Origin of the sequence: Ruminococcus sp. NATIVEDY160 (genome assembly GCF_045819885.1) — a bacterium.
Taxonomy (GTDB): Bacteria; Bacillota; Clostridia; order Oscillospirales; family Acutalibacteraceae; genus Ruminococcoides.
Genome location: NZ_CP162391.1, coordinates 1,252,459 through 1,268,802, shown reverse-complemented (window position 1 = coordinate 1,268,802; position 16,344 = coordinate 1,252,459). Strand labels below are relative to the sequence as shown.

At 47.2% G+C, this 16,344-nt stretch carries 16 protein-coding genes; 7 read left to right on the top strand and 9 right to left on the bottom strand.

Going from position 1 to position 16,344, the window contains the following annotated elements:
• Window positions 1-179 precede the first annotated feature (179 nt).
• Window positions 180-1,283: a radical SAM family heme chaperone HemW gene (gene hemW / locus AB1I49_RS06200; protein WP_407720463.1), complete on the top strand. Its 1,104-nt coding sequence runs from the start codon at window positions 180-182 to the stop codon at window positions 1,281-1,283.
• 37 nt (window positions 1,284-1,320) lie between these two features.
• On the opposite strand, the gene AB1I49_RS06195 is transcribed toward hemW, so the two are convergent.
• From AB1I49_RS06195 to AB1I49_RS06180, 4 genes are all read right to left on the bottom strand, one after another.
• Window positions 1,321-2,214 carry a dockerin type I repeat-containing protein gene (locus AB1I49_RS06195; protein WP_316611253.1) on the bottom strand — a complete coding sequence of 298 codons (894 nt, stop codon included), beginning with the start codon at window positions 2,212-2,214 and terminating at the stop codon, window positions 1,321-1,323.
• A gap of 137 nt (window positions 2,215-2,351) precedes the next feature.
• Window positions 2,352-3,086, bottom strand: coding sequence for an NAD(+) synthase (gene nadE / locus AB1I49_RS06190; RefSeq protein WP_407720462.1), 735 nt, complete (start codon window positions 3,084-3,086; stop codon window positions 2,352-2,354).
• A 41-nt stretch (window positions 3,087-3,127) separates the two neighbouring features.
• A complete protein-coding gene (gene mgtE, locus AB1I49_RS06185; RefSeq protein WP_407720461.1) occupies window positions 3,128-4,555 on the bottom strand; it encodes a magnesium transporter in 1,428 nt (475 codons plus the stop codon).
• Between the two features lie 258 nt (window positions 4,556-4,813).
• Window positions 4,814-5,455, bottom strand: a complete 642-nt coding sequence (locus AB1I49_RS06180; RefSeq protein ID WP_316609780.1) for a C39 family peptidase — start codon at window positions 5,453-5,455, stop codon at window positions 4,814-4,816.
• A gap of 345 nt (window positions 5,456-5,800) precedes the next feature.
• Between AB1I49_RS06180 and AB1I49_RS06175 the strand changes: the two genes are divergently transcribed.
• Both AB1I49_RS06175 and AB1I49_RS06170 read left to right on the top strand, forming a co-directional pair.
• Entirely contained in the window at window positions 5,801-6,190 is a 390-nt protein-coding gene (locus tag AB1I49_RS06175) for a DUF5640 domain-containing protein (protein ID WP_407720460.1), read from the top strand.
• A 132-nt stretch (window positions 6,191-6,322) separates the two neighbouring features.
• Entirely contained in the window at window positions 6,323-6,754 is a 432-nt protein-coding gene (locus tag AB1I49_RS06170; RefSeq protein ID WP_407720459.1) for a hypothetical protein, read from the top strand.
• 79 nt (window positions 6,755-6,833) lie between these two features.
• Here AB1I49_RS06170 and AB1I49_RS06165 read toward each other — a convergent pair whose 3' ends face one another.
• Window positions 6,834-6,920 (bottom strand): DUF3789 domain-containing protein, encoded by an 87-nt coding sequence (locus AB1I49_RS06165; RefSeq protein WP_186833167.1) that lies wholly within the window; start codon window positions 6,918-6,920, stop codon window positions 6,834-6,836.
• Window positions 6,921-6,992: 72 nt separating this feature from the next.
• Here AB1I49_RS06165 and AB1I49_RS06160 point away from each other — a divergent pair, with 72 nt between their 5' ends.
• On the top strand, window positions 6,993-7,799 hold the full coding sequence (locus AB1I49_RS06160) for a sigma-E processing peptidase SpoIIGA (protein ID WP_407720458.1): 807 nt from the start codon (window positions 6,993-6,995) through the stop codon (window positions 7,797-7,799).
• Window positions 7,799-8,494, top strand: coding sequence for an RNA polymerase sporulation sigma factor SigE (sigE, locus tag AB1I49_RS06155; protein WP_186833084.1), 696 nt, complete (start codon window positions 7,799-7,801; stop codon window positions 8,492-8,494). The genes AB1I49_RS06160 and sigE overlap by 1 nt, the downstream gene beginning before the upstream one ends.
• A 32-nt stretch (window positions 8,495-8,526) precedes the next feature.
• Here sigE and AB1I49_RS06150 read toward each other — a convergent pair whose 3' ends face one another.
• From AB1I49_RS06150 to pfkA, 4 genes are all read right to left on the bottom strand, one after another.
• Window positions 8,527-8,835, bottom strand: coding sequence for a hypothetical protein (locus tag AB1I49_RS06150; protein WP_186833085.1), 309 nt, complete (start codon window positions 8,833-8,835; stop codon window positions 8,527-8,529).
• Between the two features lie 79 nt (window positions 8,836-8,914).
• A complete protein-coding gene (locus AB1I49_RS06145) occupies window positions 8,915-9,706 on the bottom strand; it encodes a mechanosensitive ion channel family protein (protein WP_407720457.1) in 792 nt (263 codons plus the stop codon).
• 3 nt (window positions 9,707-9,709) lie between these two features.
• Complete coding sequence (locus tag AB1I49_RS06140; RefSeq protein WP_407720456.1) at window positions 9,710-11,161, bottom strand: MORN repeat-containing protein; 1,452 nt, start codon at window positions 11,159-11,161, stop codon at window positions 9,710-9,712.
• A 71-nt stretch (window positions 11,162-11,232) separates the two neighbouring features.
• Window positions 11,233-12,204 carry a 6-phosphofructokinase gene (gene pfkA / locus AB1I49_RS06135; RefSeq protein ID WP_186833088.1) on the bottom strand — a complete coding sequence of 324 codons (972 nt, stop codon included), beginning with the start codon at window positions 12,202-12,204 and terminating at the stop codon, window positions 11,233-11,235.
• Between the two features lie 185 nt (window positions 12,205-12,389).
• Between pfkA and AB1I49_RS06130 the strand changes: the two genes are divergently transcribed.
• A complete protein-coding gene (locus tag AB1I49_RS06130) occupies window positions 12,390-13,334 on the top strand; it encodes a glycosyltransferase family 2 protein (protein WP_316611247.1) in 945 nt (314 codons plus the stop codon).
• Window positions 13,335-13,351: 17 nt separating this feature from the next.
• On the top strand, window positions 13,352-16,330 hold the full coding sequence (locus AB1I49_RS06125; RefSeq protein ID WP_407720455.1) for an acyltransferase: 2,979 nt from the start codon (window positions 13,352-13,354) through the stop codon (window positions 16,328-16,330).
• The last annotated feature ends 14 nt before the right edge of the window (window positions 16,331-16,344 follow it).

Sequence of the window (16,344 nt, the reverse complement as noted above, 5' to 3'; positions counted from 1 at the left end):
TTTATGTCAAAAAAATTTTTTTGAATTATTTCGCTACAAAATCTTGACAAAAAAGTTAAATTATTGTAATATAAGAGTATACCAATGATTATTCCTATCTTTTCATATACCTTCCAACTTTTGAGGCAGGGGCAGCAATGCTCCTGTCTCAAAAATTTTATCCCGAAAAGAGGCTTATTATGTCTGAGTCAATCGGTATTTACATTCATATTCCCTTCTGCAAGAGCAAATGCCCTTACTGCGATTTTTTCAGCGGAAGAGCATCTGAAACGGATTATGATAATTACATGCGTATTCTGAAAGAAAAAATCAAATACTGGAGCGGTCAGACCGATAAAAACGTCGCTACAGTTTATTTTGGCGGCGGCACTCCGAGTGTACTCGGCGCGGACAGGCTGTCCGATGTCCTTTATAGTGTTAAGGACTGCTTCACCGTAGAGCCCGAAGCCGAGATTACCGTTGAAGTTAACCCCGACACAGGCAAGACGCTTGATTTTGAAAAGCTCAGACTTGCGGGCTTTAACCGGGTTTCCGTCGGGTTCCAGACAGCGGTTGAACGCGAGCTGAAAGCGCTTGGCAGAATCCACACCGCCAAAGACGCGCTCGTTACCACACAACGAGCAAAGGCTGCAGGAATAGATAACGTGTCGCTCGACTTAATGATGGGCATTCCCTATCAGGATATCGACAGTCTGAAGGAATCGATTGACTTTTGTGCCAAATGCGGTGTAAAGCATATCTCGTCTTACCTGCTGAAAATCGAGGAAGGCACAAGGTTTTTTGACATTCAGGATCAGCTCGACCTCGCAGACGACGACAAACAGGCTCAGCTTTATCTGTTCGCCGTAGATTATCTTGATAAGCTCGGTTATAAGCAGTACGAAATCTCAAATTTTGCCATTCCGGGCTATGAAAGCCGCCACAACTCAGCTTACTGGAAATGCGGCGAATATATCGGCATCGGGCCTTCGGCGCATTCCTTTCTGAACGGCAGGCGGTTCTGTTACGGACGGGATTTGAAGGCTTTTGAAGAAAATATAATTATTCAGGACGGAGAAGGCGGCGATGAAGAAGAATATATCATGCTCTCGCTAAGGCTGAAAAGCGGACTGGTTTTTGGGGAGTTTGAAAAAAGATATCAACATCGCCTCTCCCCTTTGCAAATGAAAAAAATCGGAAATTTCGCAAGGGCGGGATTTATGGAGCTGGATTCAAAGCGGGCTTGCTTCACTCCTAAGGGATTTCTTGTATCAAACGCTGTTATTTCGGAATTGCTGGTATAAAAACAACGGCTGCTTCAACCGAAGCAGCCGTTTGATATTAGTCAAGGTTTGCAATTGCTTTCTGGATTAATGTGGCGTCCATAATGTTAACAACTCCGTCGCCGTTGAGGTCGCCGCAGCGGATCTGGGCTTTGTTGAAATCCTCCATCTTTGCGGAATATCTCTGAACCGCGGTAGCGTCGGAAATATCCATATAGCCGGATTGGTCACAGTCACCAATTGTAAGACCGCCGATATAGCTTCCTGAGCTGCCGCCGCCTCCGCCGTAGCGAACGCTTCCGTCCTGATGTAATTCGTAACAGAATGACGTAGTGTATTTAACAGGAACGCCGGGCTTGGTCGAAATATAGATCTGAACCATACCGTCCTTGTCGGGTACGACGTGGTTGATAGCACCGCCGCTGTAAATAAGCAGAGCGGAAGAAAAGCGGTTGCCGTTCGCGTCCGCAGCTTCCTCCTTGAAGGTGTACTTATGGTTGCCGTAATCGGAAATTTTTTCAGTGTGCGTGCCGTTTGTATTGAAATAGCTCGAAAAATCCGAGAGCTTGATTTTTACGCATTCGTATTTGCCGGCGCTGTTGCTCAGGTCGATGTACGGCGCGCTTCCGCCGATGCCGCCTGCGCCCAATTTGAGCCAAGTCTCGGTTTTGAATTCTTTTTTGCCGAGGTTAAAGGTCTGAGGATGATTGAAAAAATCAGCGAACTTAATTGTTGTTTTATCCTTGTCGGATTTATAGACTTTTACGGAAGCCTTTGAGTTCGAGGGAACATTGTAGTTGTAGGCGGTCAGTATTCCGTCCTGCTGAGTTGTTTTGCCCACGTGCTTAATGGTGGGATCTTCGGTTGACGCCTCAACCGTTGCGCCTGCAAGAGCAAAGGTTGCGAATGTCGACGCGGCAAGGATTATTGATGTTATCTTTTTAATTACCATAGAATCAGCCTTTCATTTTTCTGAGATAATTATATCTTATTCTCAGATTATTTACAATTCACCGTTTGGAGAACATTGCCAAAATAGTCACGGTTTTTTTATTTAAAAAAGAAAAAGCGGTTAAACCGCTCTTTCTGTTATTCAAAGTATTTTTCTGTGTGGAAGCAAGGCATATAGCTGAGCTTAAAGAGGTTCCTGCGGTGACGGTCATCAATGTTTTTCTTGATATTCTCGTCGTCGATCTCACCTGTTCTGATGTAGCGATCGAGCACCGCGTAGGTAAAGCCGAGGTTGTCCTCGTCGGTTTTGCCGCAAAGTCCGTCAATCGGCACCTTGTCAATCAAAACGTCGGGAAGTCCGCAGAGTCTGCCTATCTGCTTCATTTCATCAACTGTGAGGAACGAGCACGGGCTGAAATCTCCCGCCTGATCGCCGTAGCGTGTGGAGTATCCGACCCAGTCCTCAGACAGATTGCAGGTATTGGCAACACGTCCGTTATGACTCTGGGCAACAGCGTAAAGCGTAGTCATGCGGATCCTCGGCGGAATATTTGTGAGAGTTTGCGCCGAAGCCTCAAACGGAAGTGAGTTTTTAACTCCGTCAACAGCGTCCTTTACGTTGATCACATAATGCTTGATGCCGAGGTGGTTGACAAGAAGCTGCGCCATATCGATATCAACCTGTACGCCGTTGGGCATAAGAACGCCGATAACTCTTTCCTTGCCGAGCGCCTCAACACATAACGCCGCGACAATCGAGCTGTCCTTGCCGCCGGAAATGCCTACGACCGCGTTACAGCCCGGGCCGTTTTCTTCAAAGAACTTGCGTATCCATTCAATACAATCTTTTTTTACTAATGCTGCGTCAAACATCGAACGCCTCCCGTTGATTAATATGTTCCAAATTTGTTAAATTATGAAAGCTGTAAGAAATTTATAAGAAATACCCAGCTCAGTCCGTAGTAGGTCACTACAGCTACAAGGTCGTTGATAGTGGTAATCAGCGGGCCCGATGCTACAGCAGGGTCTATCTTGATTTTTTTGAAAAATATCGGAATCAGTGTGCCGACCGCGCTCGAAACCGCCATAGCGATAAGCAACGCAAGTCCGATACACCCCGATACGGAAAAAGCAAAGAGGATATCCTTTCCCTTGAAGAGCATGATATACAAACCGACAAACAGTATTGATATCGCGCCGAGAATAATACCGTTTGAAAAACCGACCCTTGTTTCCTTCGCGACGAGCTTGAATTTCTGTCCTACACTGAGGTCTTCGTCCATGAGAACGCGGATCGTGACGGCAAGCGACTGGGTACCTACGTTACCTGCCATGTCGAGAATAAGCGACTGGAAAGCCATGATCATTGTAAGCTGCGCGACTACTTTTTCAAAAGCGCCGACAACGGTTGATACTATAATACCCAGACCGAGCAGAGCAAGCAGCCACGGCAAACGCTTTTTTATACTCTGAAAAAGAGGCTCGTGCAAATCCTCTTCTGCGGTCAGACCACCGAGCTTTGCGTAGTCCTCGCCCATCTCGTCATCAATTACCTCAATGACGTTCTGCGCGGTGATAACGCCGAGAAAACGGTTGTTGTTGTCGAGTACGGGGATAGACGCCTCGGAATAGTTCTTGAGCTGTTCAATACAATCGTCGATCGTTTCCTGCGCGTAAAGGTACGGGAAGGAAGTGACGGTAATCGAATCAAGAGTATCATTCCTGCGCGCCGTGATCAAATCTCTCAGGTCGATCGCTCCGCTGAACTCGCCTGTTTCGTCAGTTACGAAAATGGTTGAGATATTGTCGTTCTCCTCAGCCTGACTGATAAGCTCGTTCATCGCCTGAGGTACTGTGAGTGTATCAAGGATAACAACGCAGTTCGTCGTCATGCGGCTGCCGATTTCGTCCTCGTCAAAGGACGCGATCAACCGGATATCGCTGCGTATTTCCGGAGAAAGCGAATCGATGATCAGCGAGCGCTTCTCCTTCTGGATTTCTCTGAGAATATTCGCCGCGGAGTCTGTTTCGAGCATGGATACGACTGCGGACGCCTTTTTGAGATCCATCTCGTTCAAGTATGCTCCCGCGTCATCCTCCTCAAGGTGCTCGAGCGCGTCAGCGAGCATTTCGGCGGAACAGATACGGTACAGCTTCTTCCGTTCCTGAGAATTGAGGTTCTCCATAACCTGCGCTACATCGCTGCCGTGATAGTCCTCAAGCATTCCCTGAGCGGTTTTAGGCGAGTAGCTTCCGCGTATAATGCGGATAATTTCGTTTTCGTAGTCGGGACGCTCTGTCAGCATCGTCTCAACTGTCTTGTTGTTTATTTCATTTGCCATTGTTTGACCCCCGTTCTTTTGAAATTAACAATAGAAACGGACAAACAGAAAACCTCTGCGCGCAGGCCGCACAGAGGCTGAAAAATCAATAATCAGTGTAATAAAGCGACGAACAGGAAAGCGTCCGTGTGATAGATACTGAATGAAATTTCGCTTCTGCCCGACCCATGACTATCGCTGCTTGTCACTTTAATCACCTCTTTTTTTTGAATTTTTACTTATTGATTATAGCACAATATACATATAAAGTCAACCGACCTATTTGACAACTATGCTCTGCTGACCCATTTGCTCATAACGCTTTTTAACAAGGTCTTTTTTGAAAACAGATATCTTTCCTGCGGTGGAATCGGCAAAGTAATAACTGTCGCTGTCATAGCCTATAAGAACAAGGCAATGCTCGTGCATGTACCATGAAAATGTATCGCCCAGTTTTGTGCGCGCGTTCTCGTCGACATAATTTACGATCCATGTGGTAAATACGTAGGGCTCGTCCATATCGGTTGTCGCCCATACCATAACGGGAACACCCTTTGAAACATATTCATCAATCAAGTCCTCAAGCGGTACGTTCTCCATATTATACGCCTTCAGGTTTGACTTCCGGTCTTTCAGATAATTGTTCATGCTTTTTGCCATTGACGGAGCGTAAACTCCCCAACCGCCGTAGGCTGTACCTGCAAAAGCGCTGTACAGATCGGGGCCGTAATTTTCGCCGCCCTCTTCTTCGCCCATATACACGAATTGACAATTAAGATAATTGTCGGCTATGGTATGTTCGTCCAGATCAAAGCCGAGCATATTGAGCAGCATTGTGCAGGCGTAGGTCTCGCAGCCTGCCTTAAGATCGTCCTGCTTGATAACCTTGACATTTTCGTCGATAATATACTTCTCAGGCATAGTTGTCGTCTGCACTACAGGCTCGCTCGAGGCGGCAGTATCCGCTGTATCGGCTGAGTCAGACGAGCATTTATTAAATGAGATTATAATACAAATCATAATCAAAAGCAAAATAATCGCAAATAAAACGGATAAAATTATTAGCTGGCGTTTCTTCCTGTCAAAACTCATTATCCCACATACCTTTTTATTATTGTTTTATATATTTTACCATAATAAACGCCGCGTGTCACGAGACAAACGAAAGAATTTGACAAAAAATAAAAAAATTTTTATAATGATAAAGACAAACACTCAGCTTTGTGATACAATATACTTAGTATGATTTCGAAAGGAACGATATTAATGAAAAAATTCTTAACCACATCCGTGATTATTCTTGCCGCCTTTGTAACCGCAATTAGCTTTTGTTCATGCAAAGGCAAAACAAACTCTGACCAGACGACAACCGCTCAGTCGGAAAGCGCTGCGGCAAACGCGGATCAGAGCATCGTAGGCAGCTGGTCTCTTAATCTCTACGGAGATGAATATGTTTATACCTTCAACCCCGACGGAACAGGAACATATAACGCGGCAGGCAAAGTTATGAATCTGACATACTCAATCAAGGACGGCATTTACTACGAAACCTTTGAAGGAAGCACTGCACCCGTGAAACGCCCTTACCGTGTTGAAAACAACCAGTTTATTGTTGAGGATTCCTACGGCGAGGAAATCGTATATAACAAAAGGTAATTCATATGGTTTTCCATGTGATTATCATGTGAAAGCAGCATGATAATTAACGGAAAAAACGTTGCCTGTTATTGACAAAACTATTCCCGGAACCTATAATAAAGGCGTTAGCTTTAGCAAGGAGTTGATATTATGAAACAAAGAATTATAACCATATTTGCCGTCGCGGCAATGGCAGCTCTCTCAATTTCGCTGTTCGCGGGATGTGGTGAAGGAGATAAAAACAGTGAGACGACTACCGCGCCCTCGAGCACCGCTGTACAGCCGACTACCGCGAAAGGTACTCTGCCCAAGACAACCGTTCCAACAACTGCGGGCAGCGCTGATTCTCAGGCAAACAACTACAATTCTTCGGCAGAGCAAAGCTACAATAACGAGAATGAGGCTTATCATTCAGACGCTCAGTCAAATGCCGACGAGAACAGCGGTGAAGCCTCGAACTCGAACTCAAACTCACAGTCGAGCGCGGATAACAATGCAAACAATGACCCCGATTACCCCGAGATTCCGGGTGAAGGCGAGATCGTGATCCACGGCGACCCGAGTTATGTAGGCACAGATTAATGAATTAAGCGAAGCTCATCAGGGCTTCGCTTTTTTATTGCAGAAATAAGGGACTGTGAGCACACAGTCCCTTTTTCCTTTACCCCCGGCTGTAGAACAGCAGGCACATCAGACTGACGCCCAAGAATGCCCCGACGAAGGTGCCAATGATGATGCCTAAAAGCATTTTTGACCTCCTGACCTAAAATGACAATGTTTATTACCTTTATATGCGATAATTAACACGGTGGTGAATCAAATGAAAACCGTGTATATCGACGTTCTAATAACGGTAAACATCTTTGTCGACTTCTTTCTTATACTTTGCACGCAAAAGCTGCTGAATATCAGGGCAAAGCTGCTCAGAATCATTTTCGGGAGTCTTGCGGGCGGAGTATTCAGCCTTGCAGCCCTGCTCCCGCCAATGCCTTTCGGACTTAATTTTCTCTCGGATTTGCTGTTTGCCGCGCTGATCATTCTCATAGCCTTCGGTTTTTCGGGTACAAAAACATTTATCAGGCGTGCGGCGGTCTATTTTGCCCTGTCGTTTACCTTTTGCGGTGTAATGATATTTGTCTATAATACGTTTCATCCCGCGGATATGGAGATTTATAACGATACCGTATACTTTAATATATCCCCTTTTCTGCTGATTATTCTATCTCTTGTTTCTTATTATATTATGAAACTGATAAAAAGACTGACGAAGGGTGTATGCGGAAAAAAAATCTGTCAGATAGAAATTGAGCTGAATAATGACGCAACTTCTTTTTTAGCCGCGGTTGATACAGGATGCAACGTTAAGGAACCGTTTTCGGGCGATTATGTTATCATTGCCGAAGACTCAATTCTACGCGATTTGCACCTTTGCAATGATAAAATGAGAGTGATCCCGTTTGAGAGTCTCGGCGGCAAGGGCTTTATCAGAGGCTATCGCCTAAGCTCTCTGAAAATCGACGGAAAGGAGTCGGAGCAAGATGTGTATCTCGGCGTTTGCGAAAATGTGCTGAATGGCGAAATCAAGGCGCTTGTGCCGTATGAACTGACTGAAAGTGAGGTAATCTGATGCTGCGTATTATTTGGAAGATAAGAATGCTGCTCTTAAGCGAAAACGAATTGTTTTATATCAACGGAAGCGAAACCCTTCCCCCGCCTCTGAGCCGCGCGGAAGAAACTGAGGTTATGAAGCGGATCTCCGAAGGAGAATGCAAGGCACGCGAAATATTGATCGTACATAATCTGCGTCTGGTGGTCTATATCGCGAAAAAATTCGAATCGCCTGCTGCTGGCGCGGAGGATCTGATTTCCATAGGAACAATCGGACTTATCAAAGCGGTCAACACGTTTTCTCCCGAAAAGAACATCAAGCTCGCGACCTACGCCTCGCGGTGCATTGAAAACGAAATACTTATGTTTCTGCGAAAATCCTCTCAGCTCAAAAACGAGGTTTCGATCGACGAGCCGCTTAATACAGATTACGACGGCAATGAGCTGCTGCTCTGCGATATTCTGGGCAGCGATCCCGACGAGGTAAACAATAATCTCGAAAGCGAGCTTGAGCACAACCTTGTTCTCGAGGCAGTATCGCGGCTCAATCCGCGCGAATGCCGAATAATGGAGCTGCGTTTCGGACTGAACGGTCAGAAGGAGCATACTCAGAAGCAGGTTGCCGACAAGCTTGGCATTTCGCAGTCATATATTTCGCGGCTCGAAAAGAAAATCATTCGTCAGCTGAGAACTGAGCTTGAAAAGGCGGTATAAAAGTAAAAAGCGGTGGCTGTCCACCGCTTTATTTACATTGCCGAGTCGTCCATTGTAGTCATTTCAGTGTCGTCGGTCGCGTTCTCGGTGGCAGCCTGAGTTTCGTTTCCGATAACGCCGTCGTCATCGCTGACATTGCCGTTTGTATTGCCAACAACGTCGCTTACCGCGTTTGACGCACCGCTGCCCACATCGTCGACAATTCTGCCCGCGCCCGATACAGCGTCGGACGCTGTACGGGACACAGTGGACGCGGCGTTATTGGCCATATTGCAGCCGCAGCCTGTCATGGCAGACGCGGTAATGATCGCCGCAAAAGCAATGGCAAAAATCTTTTTCATAGCTATTCATCCTCTGATAAAAAATGGTGCCGCAAATCGCGACACCATTATTATTTGCAGGAATTCAATTTTTATTATGTTATTTTTTGACAACAACATGCGGATACGGGATATTGATGTTGTTTTTGTCAAACGCGTTTTTGACCTGTTCTTCCATATAGAATAAAATCGAAAAGTAGTTTTCCTGTTTTCCCCATGTAAACACGGTTATTTCAATTCCGCTGTCGAGATGGTTGGAAACATACACCTTCGGCTCAGGGTCAGTAAGTATCAGGTCATTCTTGGAAACAACATCGAGAATAACGCTCCTGACCTTTGTAATATTGTCATCGTAGCTGACGGAAAAGACGTTCTTCACCCTGCGCAGCTCGCCGATAGAGCAATTGACAACGCTGTCGGCAGTCAGCTTGGAATTCGGAATCTTTACCATTTTATTGTCGAACGTCCGAATGGTTGTGAAAAAAATGCGGATACTCTCGACATATCCCTCAAAGTTTCCGAACTCTATCAGATCTCCCGCCGTAAACGGCTTTGTCATAAGCAAAATAACTCCGCTGACAAAATTGCTCAGCGTGTTCTGGAGCGCAAGGCTCGCCGCTACAGTCGCGGCGCCGATTGCGGTAATAATCGAGTTGATCTCTACGCCGACATTCGTCAGCGCGATAAGCACGACTATCGTATACAGCGCGATCTTGACAAAAGAAAAGGTGAAGGTCTTTACCGTGTGATCTATCTTTGCTTTGAGCAGGATTTTTTTGACAGGAATAAGTATCAGCTTGACCGCGATTACACCGACGGCAATAATTATCAGAAAGATCAGAAGCTTTGACAGAAAGGCATGGTCTTTGAAAAAATCAAAAATCTGATTCATAAGCTATTCCTCGTCGGAAATGACGCGCTCGGAAATAAGCTCGCCGTTTTCCCATTGGCGGATCAGAATTCTGCCTTCCTCATCAAAGGAAATGCCCGTTCCGTTGCGCACACCGTTTTCATAGCCGCAAACATCAAGAAAGTTTCCGTCGCTGTCAAAACGCGCGCCTGAGCCGTTGGGCTTGTTTTCAGTCCATTTTCCGACATGAATGGTGCCGTCGCTCTGGCGGAAACCGACGCCGCGTCCGCTGCGTCTGCCGTTCTCCCAGCTGCCGACGTAGTTCGGACTGCCGTCCTTGTAATAGCAGACTCCGAATCCGCTGCGTTTATCAAGGCTGTATTCACCCTCGTAAACAGGAGTTCCGTCGGGTGCGGTTGTTCTGCCTCTTCCCACACGCTGATTGTTACCGTCGAGTTGACCGTAATAGGAATAAACACCGTTGGGCGTTTTGATTTCCATATCGTACTCGCCTTCCTGCGCGACCTCATACCCGGGTTCCTCGGGAGCTGCGGCTTCATTGACGATTTCTTCAGCGGCTTCCTCAGCAGGCTCTTCCTGAATTTGCGGTTCTGCTTCTTCCTCGACAAGCTCTTCTTCGGCAGGCTCATTCTCGGCGTGGCTGACAATTTCTCCGAAGATATTCTTATTGGTTTTCTGAGCTTCAAGCAATATGCTCTCTATTCTATCGTAAGCGGAGTAAGGTCTTTCTTCCTCAGGAATGTTTTCTGTCACCTCGGCGGAAGCGGAAACGATATCCTCCTCCGACAACGCCGCCGCGTTCTCCAGATCAAGAGGCTCGTCGCTCACTGCGGAAAAGTCTGCAGAGGTAAAGCTGAAACCTTTTTTCTCGGATACATTATCCGCGCTTGACAATGAGGTCGGCGCGAAACGGACATCGTACCACAGCATGCCCGCGTTGCTGTAAACGAGCGCCGCGCATTTTATACCTCCGTGGTTTTCGGACGGATAAAGCGTTGCGCGGGTTCTGGTTCCGTCCTCAGCGAATTTCTCGACCCTGAGAGTGAGCAAGCCGTCAGACATACGCGGAGAAACACAGGCAAGCAGCTGATTTTCTTTTTCCTGATGAAAATAATCTGTGCGCTGCCAGATATGGCGGCTGTCAAAATAAGCGCGCTTATACACAACGCCGTTGTCGCTATAGGTCATCACGCAATAAGACGAAGCCGAACCTCGGCGCACGGATTGGTACGGCTGATGGTTCTTCGTAATCTTCCATGAAATCGGCTCGCCTTCCTTCATGGAGTAGCTCAGACTAAGCTGTCTGCCGTCAAGCTCGATTTCGGTTGTATCACTCTGAGCACAATGATTTGAATTGAAATAGTTAGCCCGAACGCCCGCGAGAGCGTCGTTCTTAAAATCAGGCTTCTCAAAATCAGATAAAATGACAGAATACAGAATCATGTCCTTCGAGAGCTTTTGTAATCTTGAAAGCATATACATAATTCCTTTCCGGAAATATAAAAATGAAGGGCGAACTCAGTTCGCCCCATGAGTTTGTGAAATGATCAGATAGAGATGGTCATCGCGATCTTATAAAGCTCGGTGTCAAATACGCGCTTCATATCGAGAGCCTCGTTGATATCGAGGTCTGTGATCTTACCGCCGCGCATTACAACAACACGGTTGCCGATGTTGTTCTTGAGCAGCTCGACCGCCTTATAACCCATCTGGCTTGCAACGACTCTGTCTCTGAGTGTCGGAGAACCGCCGCGCTGAACGTGTCCGAGAATTGTAGCTCTCGCCTCGATGTCGAGTCTCTGCTCGATGTACTTTGCGAGATCTCTTACGCCGCCGACGCCCTCGGCAACAACGACGATAAAGTGTTTCTTGCCGGTTTTCTGAGTGTTGATGATTCTGGTGATAACATCGCGCTCGATGTTGTACTTAACCTCGGGGACGAGGATCGCGGTAGCGCCTGTGGCGATACCTGTCTGAAGGGCAATGTCGCCGCAGCGTCTGCCCATTACCTCAACGATAGAGCAGCGGTCATGTGACTGAGCGGTGTCGCGGATACGGTCAACCATCTGAAGCGCCGTATTCATGGCGGTATCAAAACCTACCGTGTACTCAGAGCAAGCGATATCGTTATCGATAGTACCGGGAACGCCGATGCAGTTGATGCCCGCGTTTGTCAGAGCTCTCGCTCCGCGGAAAGAACCGTCGCCGCCGATTACTACAACGCCGCAAATACCGAGGCTGCGGCAGAATTCAGCCGCTCTCTGCTGAGCCTCGAGGGTTTTGAACTCCTCGCTTCTCGCGGTATAGAGCTTTGTGCCGCCGTAGCCGATGATTTCGGAAACCGAGCGAAGGTTCATCTCGGCAACATCCTGATTGAGCAAACCGTTGAAGCCGCGGTAAACACCGTAAACCTTCATACCCATATTGATGCCTGTACGTACAACCGCTCTGAACGCCGCGTTCATACCCGGAGCGTCGCCGCCGCTGGTTAATACTGCAATAGCTTTCTGCTGTGACATATATTTTCCCTCCGTTAAAGGTTAATTTCTTTCCTTATTATAATACAATCCGTTTCTGTTGACAAGAGGATTTTCGAAATTTAGAAAAAAATCTTACAAAAAAAGACACTTTGTTTTTTGTTTTCTTGACATTTAGCAAAATAAATACTATTATTATAATGTATTACTATGTGAGGAGTAAAAAAATGACAAACTTATATCTTGCTATTCCGTGTTATAACGAGGAAGAGGTTCTGCGCGATTCAGCAGAAAAGCTTCTCCGCAAATACGAATCCATGATGTCCCAGCATAAAATAACCTTTGACAGCAAAATAGTCTTTATCGACGACGGCTCAAAGGACAAAACCTGGCAGATCATCGAGGAGCTTCACAACGAAAACCCGATTTTCCAAGGTATCAAGCTCTCCAGAAACCGCGGTCACCAGAACGCTCTTCTCTGCGGTCTTATGACGCTCAAGGACAGAGCTGAAGCCGTGATATCGATTGACGCCGACCTTCAGGACGATATTGAGGTATTTGACGAAATGGTCGCGAAGTACGAGGACGGCTGCGACGTTGTATACGGCGTTCGTTCAAAGCGCGCGACCGACACCTTCTTCAAGCGCTTTACCGCTGAGGCGTTCTACAAAATCCTCAACCGCATGGGCGCGAAGGTAATCTTCAATCACGCTGACTTCCGCCTGATGAGCAAACGCGCGCTTGAGGCGTTCTCTCAGTACAAGGAAACAAACATCTTCCTCAGAGGCATGGTTCCGCTGATCGGCTACAAGTCCGATATCGTCACCTACGAGCGCTTTGAAAGACTCGCCGGCGAAAGCAAGTATCCCCTCAAAAAGATGCTTGCGCTCGCATGGGAAGGTATTACCTCTCTGAGCATACAGCCCATTCGGATTATCACATGGACAGGCGTTATCATCTTCCTCATAAGCATGATCATGGTCATCTACTCGCTTGTCAGCTTCTTTGTCGGCGCTGCGGTAAGCGGCTGGGCAAGCACTCTCTGTTCTATCTGGGCTCTCGGAGGTCTGCAGCTTCTGGCGATCGGTATTATCGGCGAATATATCGGTAAAATATATCTTGAGACAAAGCACCGTCCGCGATTTATCGTAGAGAAATATCTGGATGATTGACAGAAGGAGCTTAAAGAATGAATATTAAAAAATTGGAGCGGCGTAACAGCTCGATGGATATCCTGCGTATCGTCGCCGTATTCACGGTCTTATCCGTACACTTTTTCCTGCACAACGGCTTTTACAGCGAGCCTGTCAGCGGCTTAGGCCCGATCGAGGGTATAATCAACAGCATCACGACAGGCAACGGCGATTCACTGCACGGACCGCTGATGTTCCTTGCGGTCGGAATGCGCACGCTTTTCGGCGTCTGTGTCCCGCTTTTCATGATTCTGACGGGCTATCTTATGAGCAAAAAGGAGCTGCAGAAGGGTTACTACAAGGGTATACGCAAAACCGTAATCGTCTTTATCCTCGCGACCTTTGCCTGCATGATTTTCAAATCTATTCACGAGATACCTGCCGCAAAAGAGGCTTTTTACAGCTTTAACTTCGGCGCGATGTTCGAAGCGATCGCACAGTCGGGCAAGTATAATTTCATTAACTACCTCTTCTCTATTCTCGATTTCACGGGCGCGAATTATTCGTGGTATATTGAAATGTATATCGGAATGTTCCTTATCGCACCCTTCCTCAATCTCGCATACAATAAACTGGGAAGCAAAAAACACAAGCAGATTTTGGTCGTCACCATGGTTTGCCTTACAATTCTTCCCACAATGCTCAATATCTTTAATTTTCAGAGCGCTGAATGGTGGGTCACTCCCACGGGCAGCGATGAATTCCAGAAGCTGGTTCCCGCTTACTGGATGGGACTTTATCCTCTCACCTATTATTTCGTGGGCGCTTATCTCAGAGAATACGGTCTGCGTCTCAAAACAGGCGCTGCCGCGGCTCTCTTCGTCGGCACTCTGCTCGCTTCAACCGTATTCAACTGGTTCCGCAGCTACGGCGGCGGCTTCAAAACAGGCATTTACGGTTTCTGGTACGGCTTCTATCCGTTTGTGCTGTCTGTACTTTTCTTCCTGCTTATCAGCAGAATCAAGACAGATAACTGGAAGCCCGGTGTAAAGCTCACGCTCTGGCGCGTATCTGACCTTGCGCTCGGAATTTATCTGTGCTCCTACATTTTCGACACACTGATTTATGAGAACCTCAGAATGAATGTTCCCATAATGGTTGACCGCGTTCCCTACTATCTTATCACGGTTCCAATGTGCTTCCTGTTCTCGGCGATGCTTTCATTCGTTCTGGACGTGCTGGCAAAGCAGATTATCAGGCTTTACGAGTACCTCAAGAAGGTCGTTGCGGAACAGATTCAGGGCGGCAACTTAATTAGATGGCAGGATATTCTCTTTATCGTTCTGATGTGCTTCGGCGTGATCCTGTCTATCTGGAAGCTCCGCTACGGTTTTGGCGGAAGCGACGAGGCATTCTACCTCACCGTACCGCACCGTCTTTCACTCGGCGACGCGCTGTTCAGCGACGAATGGCACGTATCTCAGCTCTCGGGCTTTTTGCTCATTCCCTTTGTTTCGCTATTCAGAATGATAACGGGCTCCACGGACGGCATCATGATCGCCGCGAGAGTGCTCTATCTTGTTCTCCACACAGGCGCGGCGGTACTCATTTACACCAGACTGAGAAAGTACGGAATCATCAGCGTTTTCGGCTGCGTGCTCTACTTTATCTACACGCCCTACAATATCATGGCGCTCAGCTACAACACAATGGGAATTGAGCTTCTGCTCGTCGCCGGAGTACTGCTGGCAACCGCCGATTACTCTAAAAAACTGCTGCCGATCCTCAGCGGTCTGGCATTCGCGGGAGCCGTGCTCTGCAACCCGTATCTGATTGTATGCTATCTGATTTACGGCATCTGCGTCGGTGTACATTACGCAATCAGAAATAAAGAAATGCGCTTTGTGCTCAAAAGCGATATGTTCTCACTTCGCACCTTCCTGTTCTTTACAGCAGGAACTGCGGGTCTGGCGATTATTTTCCTGATTTTCACACTCACAAGAACCGGCGTCGGCGATATCTTCGCAAATATTCCCGAGATGCTCAAGGATCCCGAGCACCCGCCGATTTCCTTCGGCAAAAAGGTCGAAACCTACTTCCAGTCGATTTTCAATATGACTCCGCATTTCAAGTATGTACTTTACGGCTACTTTGCTATGCTGGCGTTTATGATTTTCGACAGAAAGAGAAGGCTTCACCGCGCGGTCTACCTCTGTCTTTCCTGCGCTGCAACGGGAATCTCGCTGATTATGCTGCTTCCCGGAATATCGTCAACGACATACAACCACATCATGCTTCCGATGCTCTTTATCGGCATCACATCGTATATCCTGCTTGAGAAGAAGCCGAGAGAGCTTTTCGCGGCTGTGTTTGTGACAGGACTAATCTACTCCTTCTGCATTCACTACGGTTCGAACCAGATGATTTACTGTATTGCATCTGTCATGGTTGTCGCGAATGCGGCGAGCTTTGTTTTCCTCGGTCAGCTCCTAAAGGAAATGCGCGAAACACCCGATAACCTCACCTATACGACCGCTTCCCGGGTGCTGAGCTATATTCTCGTCGGTATCATCATCGCCTTCCAGGGCGGAGCACAGATCACCGCAAAGACTTGCCACGTATTCTGGGATTCCGCTCCGGACGCGCTTACCGCGGAAATCAAACAGGGTCCCGCCTCAGGTATTGTAACCACTGACGCGAATGTCGCAAACTACAACAATATGTACACCGACCTGGTTCCTCTTCAGATGAAAGAACCCGGCAACATTCTCTTTATGAGCTTTGAGACATGGCCTTACCTCGCAATGAACGATTTCCCATACGGAACCTTCTCTGCTTGGACGGGCAACGAACAGGGTGAGAACACGCTCTCGAGAATGCGCACGTATTACGAGATGAATCCCGATAAAACTCCGAAGTATATTTACATTCCGAAATCGGCAAAATGGGACTTCAACACTCTGCTTCCCGAGCTCAAAAGCAAGGGATATTCCGTTACGGAAACCAACGTAAGCTATCAGCTTGAGAAAAAATAAATAAAGATTTAAAA